Here is a 13214-nt window from a genome sequence, read left to right as displayed (position 1 = left end):
CGTTAATTATCATAAAGCCATACTCTCAGCAGGGAGATCAGCTGGTCTACGTCTACTGGCTTGGTAATATAATCAGATGCGCCTGCACTGATGCACTTCTCACGGTCGCCGGTCATCGCTTTGGCGGTTACCGCAATGATCGGCAGCTTGCGGAACGCCGGTATCCCACGTATACGCCTGGTGGATTCGTAACCGTCCATTTCAGGCATCATCATGTCCATCAGCACAAGGTCTATCCTGGGTATAGTTTCCAGCTGTTGCAGCGCTTCCTTTCCGTCTATCGCAGAAACAACCTTCATGCCATATGCTTCCAGCGACTTCGTCAGGGAAAATATGTTGCGCACATCATCATCTGCCACCAGCACTGTTTTTCCCTTCAGCACTTCAGCCGGTTCTCCCATTTTCCTGTACCGCGATGTGCTGCCGTCTTTTTTATGTTCTTCTACCAGGTGCAGGAAAAGTGATACTTCGTCCAGTATACGCTGATAGGAGTGGGCGGTTTTGATCACGATGGAATCCGCATACTGCTTGATACGCAGCTCTTCTGAATGAGAGAGATTCTTGCCTGTAAAGATGATGATCGGCAGATTTTCAAAGCCGGGCGTTTTCTTGATATTCTCCAGGATGTCGTACGACTGCTGCGCCGGAACGCCCATATCCAATATTACGCAATCTACCTCCGCACGGTTCAGTGCATCCATACCTTCGTTAATACTGTTGCTGATAGAAGAAGCAATACTGAAACGATCCAGGAAATAAGACAATGCCTGCGCATGTTTCTGGTTCTCCTCAACGATCAGTACCTTCTTGGGATGGCGGCTGAGCGCCTCTTCGATCTTGCTGAACACTTCACCCAGCTTTTCCAGCGCAACCGGTTTATTGATGAAGTCTACCGCGCCCCTGGAAAGGCTCCTGGTCTTCACCTCGTATACAGACATCATGTGTATGGGAATAGGCCGTGTAGCCGGGTCAGACTTTAACGCTTCCATCACTTCCCATCCGCTCTTAACAGGCAGCTGCACATCCAGCAGGATGCCTGTCGGCAATAGCTGTTTGGCAAGCGTAATGCCTTCATCGCCTCTCACCGTTACCACGCCCTTGTATCCATGTTGTCGGCTGTAATCCAGCAGCGAGCGTGCAAATGCAGTATCGTCTTCAATGATCAGCAGCACTTTGTCCCCCGCATTAATATGGTTGCGGTCATCCGGTATCGCCATTGGGATGTGTGCTGACAGGTACACCTGGTTGTTGGACGGCTCCGTTACGGGCAGCGCTTCCGCCTTATCATGCCGCACTGTTGAATGGCCTGACGCCTGAGCTGCATGCTCAACATGTATGGCGGCGCCCCGCTGCATGGGCAGTGTCAGTTCAAATTCGCTTCCCTTTCCTTCTTCACTTTGCAGGCTGATAGTACCTCCCAGGAGCTTGGCCAGTTCGCGGCTGATGGAAAGGCCCAGGCCTGTGCCGCCGTATTTGCGGCGGGTAGAGCCATCTGCCTGCTGGAAAGCCTCGAATATAGTTTCCTGTTTGTCCTTCGCGATGCCGATACCCGTATCCTTTACCGCAAATACGATCGTGTCAGCCTGCTGGCTGATACGCAGGGTAACGCTGCCCCTGGCAGTGAATTTCAGCGCATTTGAGATCAGGTTGCGCAGTATCTGCTGCAGCCGCTGGCGGTCGGTTTCTATCATCTTCCCGGCCACCTTATCCGCTTCCACATCAAAGGCAATGCCCTTGTCTTTCGCCAATGGACTGAACAGGGTCTTCATTTCATTGCCGATGTCTGCTACGCCTACCAGGCTAAATTCCAGCTGCATTTTCCCTGACTCTATCCTGGAAAGGTCGAGTATCTCATCTATGAGCGTTAGCAAACCATTGCCCGAGCTTTGTATCACGGTGGCATACTCTATCTGTTCCTCCGTCAGGTTGCCTGCATGGTTTTCGGCCATCAGGCGGGATAAGAGCAGGATGGAATTCAGCGGCGTACGCAGCTCGTGCGACATATTTGCCAGGAACTCTGATTTGTACCGGGTGCTGGTAGCCAGCTCCTCTGCCTTGGCCTGTATCTCAAGATTGCGTTCCAGGATAAGCTCATTCCTCTCTTCCAGCAGTCGGCTTCTTTCTTCCAGTTCCTGGTTGGCCTGCTGCAGTTCTTCCTGTTGCACCTTCAGCTCTTCTTCAGATGCCTGCAGCTTCAATGTCTGCGCTTCCAGTTCTGTATTGATATTTTCCAGCTCACTGTGCTGTGTTTGTAATTCTTCAGCCTGTGCCTGTGTTTCAGCCAGCAGCTCCTGCAGGTGCTGATGATCCTGCGCGCCCTGGATGGCAACGCCGGCATTGAATGCGGCCGCTTTCAGGAACTCGATTTCCCGGCGGGTAAATGCGTGGAGCGTAGCCAGTTCGAATACGCCTTTTATTCTTTTTTCGTGGAATACCGGCATGGCGATAATAGCCGCAGGTTGTATGCTGCCGGCTGTGTAATTCACAGTCAGCATGTTGCTGTCTACCTGTTCCAGCATTATTTCCCGGCCGGATAATGCGCTTTGTCCGGCAATTCCTTCTCCCATGCGGATCGTTTGCTTGATGCTGTCTTTGTCGATCGCAACGGTAGCGCAAAGCGAGAGCTGCTCATCACTCTTCAACACATAGAAGGCGCCTACCTGGGCATGGGTATATTGCGTGATGAACTCCAGTATATTGTAGGTAAGGATATCCAGTCCTTTTTCTCCGATCATTTTTTCATTCAGTGCAGCAATACCGCTCTGCAGCCATTCGCTTTCTTCCAGCCTGCCGAAGGACCTGTCTAAAGAGATCGCCATTTTATTCAGCGAAACAGCTAAGGAGCCTAGCGCATCTGTTTTGGCATCGTCTATACGTATCGTATAATCGCCGGAAGAGATCTTGTTGGCCAGTCCTTCTATAATGTTGATCCGCTTGCCGGTTTCTTCATCCTTTTGCTCCAGCGCCAGCTGCAGCCCGGTTCTCTTGGCCAGGTCGCTGTTGATCCTGATAAAGGAGGCAACGGTTACCAGTATAGAAAGTAAGGCGGCGATGAAGATCAATATGGAAGTATAGGCCGCAAATTTATTAGCCGTCCCCGTACGGGACATCAACAAACCTTGCTCACGTTGTTGCATCTGGTCAACGGCTTGCCTGAGCGCCTCCATCTCTAATCTGCCTGCCTCCAACTCTTCTACTGCCGGTGAAATGCCCAGCTTTTTGTTGTCAATATGTTTTTGCAGTAAAGTAAATCTCCGGGAGATCATATTACGCAGCTGTATGATGGACTGTTGCTGCGCCGGGTTATCTGCTGTCATTGATTCGATGTCGTCAACCAGGCGGTTCGCTTTTTCCAGCGCCCCGTTGTAAGGCGCCAGGAATTCTGTTTTGCCGCTCAACAGGAAGCCCCGTTGTCCCGTTTCCGCATCCTTCAGAATGGATAGCGTATTTTCCAGTTTAAGGATCACCGCATTGGTATGGTCTACCGATTGCTGACTGGATAACAGGTTCCGTATGCTGATGTAGGATGTAATGGAGCTGGCAAGAAGCAGCAAAAGAGAGATCGCGAAGCTGATGACCAGGTTTTTCTTAAATCCTTTGTTCATGTATACTTGGTTTACCGCTATTCTGCAGTTTTATGATTAATTACCGGCTGTTTCAGGGGCAGCAGCACAACAAATACAGTGCCTTCGCCTTCCCTGCTCTCAGCAGTGATCAGGCCATTATGCCGCTGGATGATCTTTTTGACAATAGACAGGCCGATGCCATTGCCCTCGTATTCATCCTTACCGTGGAGGCGCTGGAACATCCCAAAGATCTTGTTCAGGTAAATCTCGTTGAACCCGATCCCGTTGTCCTCAATATAGATGCGGCAGTAATCTCCCTCCTCCTGCACAGCGGCGCTGAATGATTTCTCCGCCACCAGTTCACCACGAATGCTCACTACCGGTGGCACATCTTTCTTAGCAAATTTTAATGCATTGCTGATGAGATTCTGGAACAGCTGCCGCAACCTGTCCGGCATGCCTTCAATCGTGGGCAGGGGGCCGGTATGGATCACAGCATGCTTTTCTTTGATGAACAGCTCAAGGTCTGCCAGCGCTTCCTGCAATACCTGGTCAAGCCTGCAGGAAGTAAACTTCGGGCTATCTGAAAGCTTGGAGTAATCCAGCACATCATTGATCAGCTTTCGCATCCTTTCAGAGGCGGCCATCACCTTGTTCATATATACAGCCGCTTGCGGAATATTGGTTAAAAAGCGGTCTGATACAATACGGCTGAAAGTAGTGATCTTTCGTAAAGGCTCCTGCAGGTCGTGCGATGCGATATAGGCATACTGCTGCAGCTCTCCGTTGCTAAGCTCCAGCGCCTTGTTGGCTTCCAGCAGGGCGGCTGTTCTTTGCTCCACTTTCTGCTCCAGGGTTTCCCTGATCTCGTTCAGCTCTTTGGTTTGCCGGTACAACCTTGTAAAGGTCTTTACCTTCAGCAGCAGGATGTCGGGATCAAAAGGCTTGGTGATATAGTCTACACCGCCCGAAGCATAACCCCTGGTAATAAAGCCCTTGTCAATATTTACAGCAGAAAGGAACAGGATGGGTATGTCCCTCGCCCTACTGTGCCCTGTCAGCGTTTCCGCCACCTCATAGCCGTCCATTCCCGGCATTTGTACGTCCAGGATGATCAGTTCATACTCATTCTTCAGGATCTTTTTTAATGCTGCTTCTCCTGAATTCGCAGTATCGGCTTCGTAAAGATGCAGGCGGAGTAACGCCTTTAAAGAATACAGGTTCTCTTGTTTGTCATCAACTATCAGGATCATAACAGTAAATATGCGCTAAGGCCCCTTTAAGATCGCCAGGTATATGCTGGGCGATCGTGTTCAAAATATTATACAGTTCCCGTGTATCAGAAGGTTTGGTGATAAAGCAGGCTGCGCCGTTCTCCATCGTCTGCCTGATATCTTTCTGATAAGCCGATGTCGTGTAAATGATCACCGGTATATGCTGCAGTGCCGGATCTTGCTTTAATTCCGATAAACACTGCCTGCCATCCATGCGTGGCATGTTAAGATCAAGGAAGATAACATCAGGCAACTTTGCATCGGCTGCCCGTAGCCTGTCCAGCGCGTCTTTTCCGTTAATGGCGTTTTGAAAAATTATCCGCGGGCTTACTTGCTGCAACATCTCTTCAAACAGAAATGTATCGTCCAGGTCGTCATCTACCAACAAAAATACAGGTGCTACGCGCTCCATTTAATAGGTCCGTTCAGGTTAGATTTTAATATCCCAAAGATGCTAATAATTTTCGTACTATCTCACAGAATTTAGCCAGGCTGGACAGTAGTTTCAGGCCTGTGCTATAAATTCCCCGAAGTTTTTTCTATCTTAAAAACTTTAAAAATAAATGTAGTAAAACGGATAATGACTAAAACCTTCAGGAGCATACTGCTGCTCACGCTCTGTACCACCTTAGCATACGCGCAAACGAAACCTGCCGGTACACCGGTATATGTACAACCTGTGTATCAGCCCTTACCTTTGGGCGCTATCAGGCCGCAGGGCTGGCTGCGTAACCAGCTTAGCATCATGCGCAATGGCACCAGCGGCCACCTCGATGAAGTATACGGCAAGGTAAAAAATGATAACGGCTGGCTGGGCGGCAAAGGAGACGGCTGGGAAGAAACGCCTTACTGGCTGGATGGCGCGCTGCCCCTGGCTTATCTCCTGGATGATAAAACACTGCAGGAAAAAGTAGCGAAATACGTAAACTGGGTGCTCGACAACCAGCGCCCTTCCGGCTATTTCGGTCCCATTTCTAAAGAGGAAAGAGAAAAACAGGTAGCCGTCACGCCTGCTAACTGTGCCGCCGGCGACGACTGGTGGCCTAAAATGGTCATGCTGAAAGTGTTGCAGCAATACTATAGCGCTACTGCTGATGAAAGGGTCATCCCTTTCATGACGAAATATTTCCGTTATCAGCTGGAGGCGATCAAAACCTGCCCCGTGGGCAAATGGACGGATTGGGCCACCTCCCGCGGCGCCGACAACGTGATGATGGCACAATGGCTGTACAGCATCACCAAAGCGCCCTTCCTGCTGGAGCTGGCTGCGCGCCTGGAATCACAGTCGTTCCCCTGGAGCCGCTGGCTGGCCAACCGCGACTGGGTGATCAATGCTGCCACTTACCAGAACGACGAACACTGGATGCAGCGCCACGGCGTAAATGTGGCCATGGCCCTGAAATCGCCTGCAGTGAATTTCCAGCGTACAAAAGACAGCGCCTACCTCAAAGGCCTGGCCACTGGCTTTCATGACCTCATGACCCTGCACGGACTGCCCATGGGTATTTTTTCTGCCGATGAAGACCTGCACGGTAATGATCCGGTACAGGGCACAGAGCTCTGCGCCATTGTGGAAGCCATGTACTCCCTGGAAGAGATCATCGCCATCACCGGCGACCAGCGCTATATGGACGCCCTGGAAAGAATGACCTTCAACGCATTGCCTACCCAAACTACAGACGATTATAACGCCAAACAATACTTCCAGGTGGCCAACCAGGTACAGGTAACAAGGGGCGTATTCAACTTTTCCCTGCCCTTTGAAAGGGAAATGAATAACGTATTCGGTATGCGCAGCGGCTATACCTGCTGCCTGGCCAACATGCACCAGGGCTGGACCAAATTCACCAGCCACCTCTGGTACGCTACCCGCGATAAAGGCCTGGCTGCACTGGAATACAGCCCGAACACCATCAGCGCCAAAGTTGGGAAGAACGCCGTTCCCATTACCATCCGCGAACTAACGGCCTATCCCTTTGAAGAAACGGTCCGCTTCGACCTTTCGCTAGAAAAAGAAACTGCCTTTCCCCTGCAATTACGCATCCCGGCATGGTGCAATGAAGCGCTGATCTCCCTGAACGGCATGGAGCTGCGCCGCGAAAAAGGCGGACAGGTGATCACCATCAACAGAAGCTGGAAGAACAACGATCGTCTCACCTTACAGCTGCCCATGCAAATGACCACCTCCAACTGGGGCCGCAACTCCCGCGCGGTAGAAAGAGGCCCGCTGGTATACGCCCTCAGGCTGGAAGAACAATGGGAAAAAGGCCACGATGAAAAAGAAGGAGATTATTTTTCCGTATACACAAAGCAAGACTGGAACTATGGCCTGCTGGAAAGCATCGTTAAAGACCCGGCTGCCCATCTGCAGTTAAAAACATTACAGCCCGTTTCAGACACCTTTGTATGGAACCAGGCCCATGCACCCCTGGCCATCATCGCCAGCGGCAAAAAGATTCCCGCCTGGAAAATAACAGATGGTATCGCCCCGCAACCGGTAACAGATCGTACAGGTATTTATCGTGGTAAAGTGAATGAGGAGGAAGAGAAGATCACGTTAATCCCTTACGGGTGCACAAAGGTGAGGATAGTGGCGTTTCCGGTAGTGAAATAGGTTTGAGGTCTGAAGTTTGAGGTTTGAAGTTCGTTAAATGTTGGAAGTTCAGTAACGTGCTGCAGGCGTAATACTTGCTGCCGACCTTTAACCTCTAACGAACCTCAAACCTCAAACTTCAAACTTTATTATATCTCCTTCTTCTTCAATTGCGCCACCGCATAATCCACGGCCCTCGCCGTCAGCGCCATATACGTCAACGACGGGTTCTGTGTAGACGTCGACGTCATACAAGCCCCATCCGTTACAAACACATTGCTGCACGCATGCAGCTGGTTCCATTTATTCAGCAAAGAAGTCTTCGGATCACGTCCCATACGCGCACCGCCCATTTCATGTATATCCAGGCCCGGCGCCTGTTTGCTGTCGTCCACTTTAATATCCGTGAAACCGGCTTTTGTGAACATCTCTGTCAGCTGCTCCTGGTAATCCTTCACCATCTTCTCATCATTATCATCATAGCCAATGTTGATCTTCAGCAAAGGCATGCCCCATTCATCTTTCTGTGCAGCATCCAGGGAAACGCCGTTAGATTCCTTCGGAATGGTTTCTCCCATCATATGCGATCCTACATACCAGGGCCCCATTTGTTTTTTAGACAGCTGCTCTTTCAGGCTCAGTCCAAAACCGCTGGTATCGTGGTAGCTGCCCCTGTAGGCGCCAAAGCCGGCGGCATACCCGCGCAGGAAATCCGTTTCCTGTTTATGTACGTTGCGGAAACGCGGAAGGTAGGCGCTGGTGGGCCGCCTGCCTTCATCCCGCACATCTTTGAAATCATTGCATACAGCATTGATATGCGCCCGGTAATTGTGGAAGGCCACATATTTACCCAGCACACCGCTGTCGTTGCCTAATCCGTTCGGGAAGCGCTGCGATTTTGAGTTCAGCAGCAGCAGGTTGGTATTCAGCGCGCCGGCGTTAACAAAGATGATAGTGGCATAATACTCCACCACTTCTTTGCTGTGAGCATCTATCACCCGTACACCGGTGGCTTTATTTTTCTTGTCATCAAAGATGATCTCCTGCACCACACTGTCTGGCCGCAGGGTCAGGTTGCCTGTTTTCTCCGCCCAGGGCAGGGTAGAAGAGTTGCTGCTGAAATAACCGCCAAAGGGACAGCCACGCTGGCACAGCGTACGGTTCTGGCACTGTACGCGGCCCTGGTCAATATGGATCTGCTGAGGCTCCGTAAGATGGGCGCAGCGTCCGTAGATCACATGCCTGTCTTTATAGTTTTTAGCAACACTCGCTTTGAAATATTTTTCTACATCGTTCAGGCCTACCGCCGGTAAGAATTCTCCATCCGGTAGTTGAGGCAGGCCGTCCTTGTCTCCTGAGATGCCGGCAAATTTCTCCACATAGCTATACCAGGGCGCCAGGTCTGCATAGCGGATCGGCCAGTCTACCGCAAAGCCGTCGCGGGCAGGGCCTTCAAAATCAAAATCGCTCCAGCGCTGTGTTTGTCTGGCCCAGAGCAGCGATTTGCCGCCTACCTGGTAACCGCGGATCCAGTCAAAAGGCTTGTCCTGTACATAGGGATGTTCCTTGTCCTTTACAAAGAAGTGCATGGCATCTTCCTTGAAAGCGTAACAGCGGCTTACCACCGGGTTTTCCTGGGTGATCTCCAGCGGCACATCGCCGCGGTGCGGGAATTCCCACGGCATCATATTGGTAGTGGGATAGTCTTTCAGGTGCCGTACATTTCTGCCACGTTCCAGCACCAATGTCTTTAATCCCTTCTCTGTAAGTTCCTTGGCTGCCCAGCCGCCGCTGATGCCGGAACCTATCACAATGGCGTCGAATGTACGCTGCTTGATAGAATCGTTGATGTTGCTCATACTGTGTCTTGTCAAACTTTAACGCTGCTGGTGTATTTACCGGGAACCAGTTTATATACTTCTACTTTGGTAAGGTAATATTCGGAGCTGGTGAAAGCCTGTATGGTAAGATGTTTGAAGGTGTCAAAGAAAAAAGCGGCATCATCGCCGGCATCTTTCGCGGCCACTGCTGCAGCCACGATCTTCTCCTGTTCCTGCGCCGTGCATTTTTCATAGGCTTTGCCGTACTGCTTTTGCACTTTGTCCTGGAACTGTTTGAGCCCCCTCACAAATTGTTCCCTTTGTTCTTTTTTGCCGAGATCATTCACCATCCGCAGGGCAAAGCGGTGGGCGGCTACTTCCTTAGCCCCTGGCGTGTCGGTAGTAGGGATGATGGTGGAAGCCAGCGCTTCCAGCATGTCCTCGTCCTTCGTGGTGATAGGGAGCTGACTGAAAGCGGAGGCTTTGGGCTTTTTGTCATTTACGCAGGCTGGCAGGATGGCTGCCCCGGCGGAGATGATAAAAAGCTGCCTGATCGCTGTTCTTCTGTTTATATGCATTTATAATAAAATTAATTTGACGCGGTTTACGGGCATTTACAAGTTCTGACAAAATAGCGGTAAGCCTTCAAAATACCAAGATCGGGATAAAAAAATACAAGCTTATGTCTGAAATGCATAATTGTCCTAACTTGTCAAGGTCCACGGTATGAAAATAGCATAAAATATGATGCACAACTTTACAAAACAGGTATTATTACTATGTTTCGCCCCTTTCTGCGCCTTTGCGCAGGCATCCGTTATTTTGGATACCGATATTGCCGGCGACTATGACGATGTAGGGGCTCTGACCCTGCTGCACGCCTTAGCCGACAAAGGGGAGGCAAACATACTGGCGGTCATTTCCTGCAACGCCTTCGAAACCACCGTTCCCACCATCAGCGTATTAAACACCTACTTCGGGAGGCCGGAGCTCCCGGTAGGCGTAACGGAAGGAAAGAAGCCTAACGAGGATTGTCCGCAGAAATGGGCACAGGCCATTATCGCCATGTACCCCCATCGGCTGTCTTCCAATAAAAACGCCGCCAAAGCCGTAGCGCTGTACCGCCGCATCCTGGCCAAACAGCCGGATCACTCGGTAACGATCGTAAGCGTAGGCTTCTTTACCAACCTGGCCGCCCTGCTGGCTTCCGGCCCTGATCGCTTTTCCCGGCTGGATGGCAGGAGCCTCATACGGCAAAAGGTAAAACAGCTGGTATCCATGGCAGCCAGCCTGCCAAAAGGTGAAACAAAAGGGCGGGAATACAATGTGTACATGGATACCAATGCCGCCCGGATGGTATTCGAACAATGGGAAACGCCGGTGATCCTCAGCCCCCTGGAAGTAGGAGAGCAGATTCACACCGGCATTCCGCTGATCAGGGATGACAGCATCCGTAACAGCCCCGTAAAAGATGCCTACGCCATCGCGCTGGGCAAAGACAAGAACACCACGGGCCGTATGAGCTGGGACCAGACAGCCGTACTGGTTGCCATCAGGGGCACTGATCCCTGGTTCAGTGTGCGCAGGCTGAATTTCCAGATCGAGGACGACGGCAGCAATACCGTCATACCCGGAGAGCGCTTTACCTTACTGGAACTGAACGACAAAAAGGACGAGCTGCAAACACTGATAGAACAGCTCATGCATCATCAGCCCCAACAGAAATGAGAGTTGTCAGTTAACAGTTGTCAGTTAACAGTTGTCAGTTGTCAGTCGTCAGTCGTCAGTTGTTAATTGTCAGTTGTCAGTTGTCAGTTGCACCACTCATTATCCGCTTCAATCACTGACAACTGACAACTAACAACTGACGACTTTTACAAAGCCGCCTCAATCACTTTCACCGCATTCCCTCTTTCCAGGACATTATGCTCCTGCCACTGGTTTTGCTGCTGCTCCAGCAGTTGTTCGGTTTGCCAGGCTATTACCTTAGCCTTTAGCCGTTCCATGCCTAGCTGCTTGTTCTGCAGCTGTGAGCGGCTATCTGCTGCCAGTACCTGTATGCCCGAAGGAATATGCCTGCAGCGCACGGCCGTTTCTACTTTGTTCACATGCTGTCCGCCCGGACCAGAGGCCCGGCAGGTTTCTACCACCACATCCTTCGGGTTCCACAAGGCCTGCTCCTGCAGTGGGAACATACCTACGCCCACAAACCAGTTCTTACGCTTGTGGAACTTGCGGTAAGGGCTCTGTGCGATCCACTGTATCGTCCCCTGCCACTCTTCCATGAAAGCCTGCAGGTGTTTGCCTTTGGCCAGTAAGGTGGCAGAAAGCAGCGTGCCTTTCAGATCTGCTTTTTTACTATCCAGTACGGACACCTCGATATCTCTTGCTTTGCATTGCTTCAGCATCATCTCCTGTACCCGGGCCACGGCGCGGCAACATTCTATCGGCCCGCGGCCTGAGGTGATCTGTACAATTATTTTGTCCATAAATGATCTACTCTTTATTCATTCTTACAATGCAGGGCATAAATTTTCCCTGCGTTTCTACTAATGCCGTTTGTGCGGCGATCACTTTTTCAATGTCCTTATAGGCCAGCGGATTTTCTTCTACGCTGCCGCCGATAAGGGTGACGTCTGCCTGGCTTAACATTTTTTTCAGGGCAGATACCGTCATGTTTTCCGGGCCCTTTGCCGGCTCATCGCCCTGCCGGCCCCATGGGAGGCGGAGTGCAGGGCGTCTTTAACGCCTTTGCCCGACACCAGGTAAGCGGCAGTGGTCATGCTGCCGGGGATGATGCCCATCTCTCCCGCATGTGCAGGCGTTGCGCCCTTACGATGCACGATCGCTTCGGTACCATCTGCCAGCGTATCCTTCCATGCAAAATTGTGATGGTTCTCTACGGTGGCCAGTTTTTGCAGACCAAGGGCTTTTACCAGGTTGGCATGTATGCGGTCATGACAAGCCTTTGCATAATCGCCCGCCAGGTTCATGCTCAGCCAGTATTCCTGTCCGGCTTCGCTGTCCATTTCCAGCCATGCCAGCTGCTGCGCTGATCTGGGCAGCTTGCAGGTGTCCATCGCTATCCTGGTATAATACTGCGCAACACTGGCGCCCAGGCCACGGCTACCGGAATGCGATAACAAAGCGGTATACTTTCCGGGCTTCAGGTCCAGCGAATTGTTTTCATACAGCTCGATGATGCCCATCTCTACAAAGTGATTACCACTGCCGGAGGATCCGAGCTGCCGGGCCGCTTTGCTGTGCAGCTTCTTTAAAAGGTCTGTGGCCTGGAACGCAGGACTGTCCAATATTGCATGCTCCTGCGCAAATTCCAGCCCGCCTTCCATCCCGAAATGCGTGAATTCCTTCAGGGCTGTCTTTACCTGGTGCGCATAGCGTTTTACATAATGCTCGCCTTCATCCAGGATAGACAGGGCCATTCTGCAGCCAATGTCTACACCCACTGCATGGGGTATCACGGCATTACGCGTAGCCAGCACGCCGCCTATCGGGAGGCCGTAGCCCATGTGGGCATCCGGCATCAGCGCGCCCTGTATGCTCACAGGTAATGACATGGCCAGCTCCATTTGTTTTTTAGCGGCATGCTCTATTTCCTTACCGCCGTATATTTTTAGCTGGCCTGTTTGTTCCAGCAGCTCAAAAGATTGAAAATTGCATGCTGCTTCCTGTTCAACAAAAGTGCCTGCGATCCTGCCCAGCACCTCATCCTGCAGGTATGCTTCCGGCCTGTCCTTGATATTGCTGAGCAGCGTGATGATGTCTGCTTTTGTACTGTGTTTGAAATGTTTTGAGATGATATTGATAACCAGGCTTCTGGTCTGGTCGTTCGTATATCCTATTTTACTGAGTTCTTTTGTTTTTAAATTGCTCATAGCTTTTTTGATGTTAGCGATGGGGAATGGCAATAGCCCCCGCTGCGAAAAAGCTGGCAAAAGAT

At 51.1% G+C, this 13214-nt stretch carries 10 protein-coding genes; 2 read left to right on the top strand and 8 right to left on the bottom strand.

Annotation, left to right across the window (positions count from 1 at the left end; translation table 11 throughout):
• Positions 1-2 precede the first annotated feature (2 nt).
• The 3 genes from ACR9Y8_RS08180 to ACR9Y8_RS08170 are packed head-to-tail and all read right to left on the bottom strand — an operon-like array spanning position 3 to position 5252.
• Positions 3-3605 (bottom strand): response regulator, encoded by a 3603-nt coding sequence (locus ACR9Y8_RS08180; protein WP_481212757.1) that lies wholly within the window; start codon positions 3603-3605, stop codon positions 3-5.
• A gap of 17 nt (positions 3606-3622) precedes the next feature.
• A complete protein-coding gene (locus tag ACR9Y8_RS08175; protein WP_481212756.1) occupies positions 3623-4819 on the bottom strand; it encodes a sensor histidine kinase in 1197 nt (398 codons plus the stop codon).
• Positions 4803-5252, bottom strand: coding sequence for a response regulator (locus ACR9Y8_RS08170; RefSeq protein ID WP_481212755.1), 450 nt, complete (start codon positions 5250-5252; stop codon positions 4803-4805). Before ACR9Y8_RS08170 ends, ACR9Y8_RS08175 begins: the two co-directional genes overlap by 17 nt.
• A 168-nt stretch (positions 5253-5420) precedes the next feature.
• Between ACR9Y8_RS08170 and ACR9Y8_RS08165 the strand changes: the two genes are divergently transcribed.
• Positions 5421-7454 carry a beta-L-arabinofuranosidase domain-containing protein gene (locus tag ACR9Y8_RS08165; protein ID WP_481212754.1) on the top strand — a complete coding sequence of 678 codons (2034 nt, stop codon included), beginning with the start codon at positions 5421-5423 and terminating at the stop codon, positions 7452-7454.
• A gap of 128 nt (positions 7455-7582) precedes the next feature.
• On the opposite strand, the gene ACR9Y8_RS08160 is transcribed toward ACR9Y8_RS08165, so the two are convergent.
• Complete coding sequence (locus tag ACR9Y8_RS08160) at positions 7583-9292, bottom strand: GMC oxidoreductase (protein WP_481212753.1); 1710 nt, start codon at positions 9290-9292, stop codon at positions 7583-7585.
• An 11-nt stretch (positions 9293-9303) separates the two neighbouring features.
• The gene (locus ACR9Y8_RS08155) at positions 9304-9831 is read right to left on the bottom strand and encodes a gluconate 2-dehydrogenase subunit 3 family protein (protein ID WP_481212752.1); all 528 of its coding nucleotides are present in this window, start codon (positions 9829-9831) and stop codon (positions 9304-9306) included.
• Between the two features lie 166 nt (positions 9832-9997).
• On the opposite strand from ACR9Y8_RS08155, the gene ACR9Y8_RS08150 reads away from it, so the two are divergent.
• Positions 9998-10981 (top strand): nucleoside hydrolase, encoded by a 984-nt coding sequence (locus tag ACR9Y8_RS08150; RefSeq protein ID WP_481212751.1) that lies wholly within the window; start codon positions 9998-10000, stop codon positions 10979-10981.
• A 146-nt stretch (positions 10982-11127) separates the two neighbouring features.
• Here ACR9Y8_RS08150 and prfH read toward each other — a convergent pair whose 3' ends face one another.
• Genes prfH through ACR9Y8_RS08135 form a run of 3 tightly spaced genes read right to left on the bottom strand, consistent with a single transcriptional unit; the run spans position 11128 to position 13149 of the window.
• On the bottom strand, positions 11128-11742 hold the full coding sequence (gene prfH / locus ACR9Y8_RS08145; RefSeq protein ID WP_481212750.1) for a peptide chain release factor H: 615 nt from the start codon (positions 11740-11742) through the stop codon (positions 11128-11130).
• A gap of 7 nt (positions 11743-11749) precedes the next feature.
• On the bottom strand, positions 11750-11929 hold the full coding sequence (locus ACR9Y8_RS08140; RefSeq protein ID WP_481212749.1) for a hypothetical protein: 180 nt from the start codon (positions 11927-11929) through the stop codon (positions 11750-11752).
• Positions 11926-13149, bottom strand: a complete 1224-nt coding sequence (locus ACR9Y8_RS08135) for an RtcB family protein (RefSeq protein ID WP_481212748.1) — start codon at positions 13147-13149, stop codon at positions 11926-11928. Before ACR9Y8_RS08135 ends, ACR9Y8_RS08140 begins: the two co-directional genes overlap by 4 nt.
• Positions 13150-13214 lie beyond the last annotated feature (65 nt).

Source organism: Chitinophaga sp. SVR4-12A (assembly GCF_056754765.1).
This window is presented reverse-complemented; position numbering and strand designations above follow the sequence as displayed.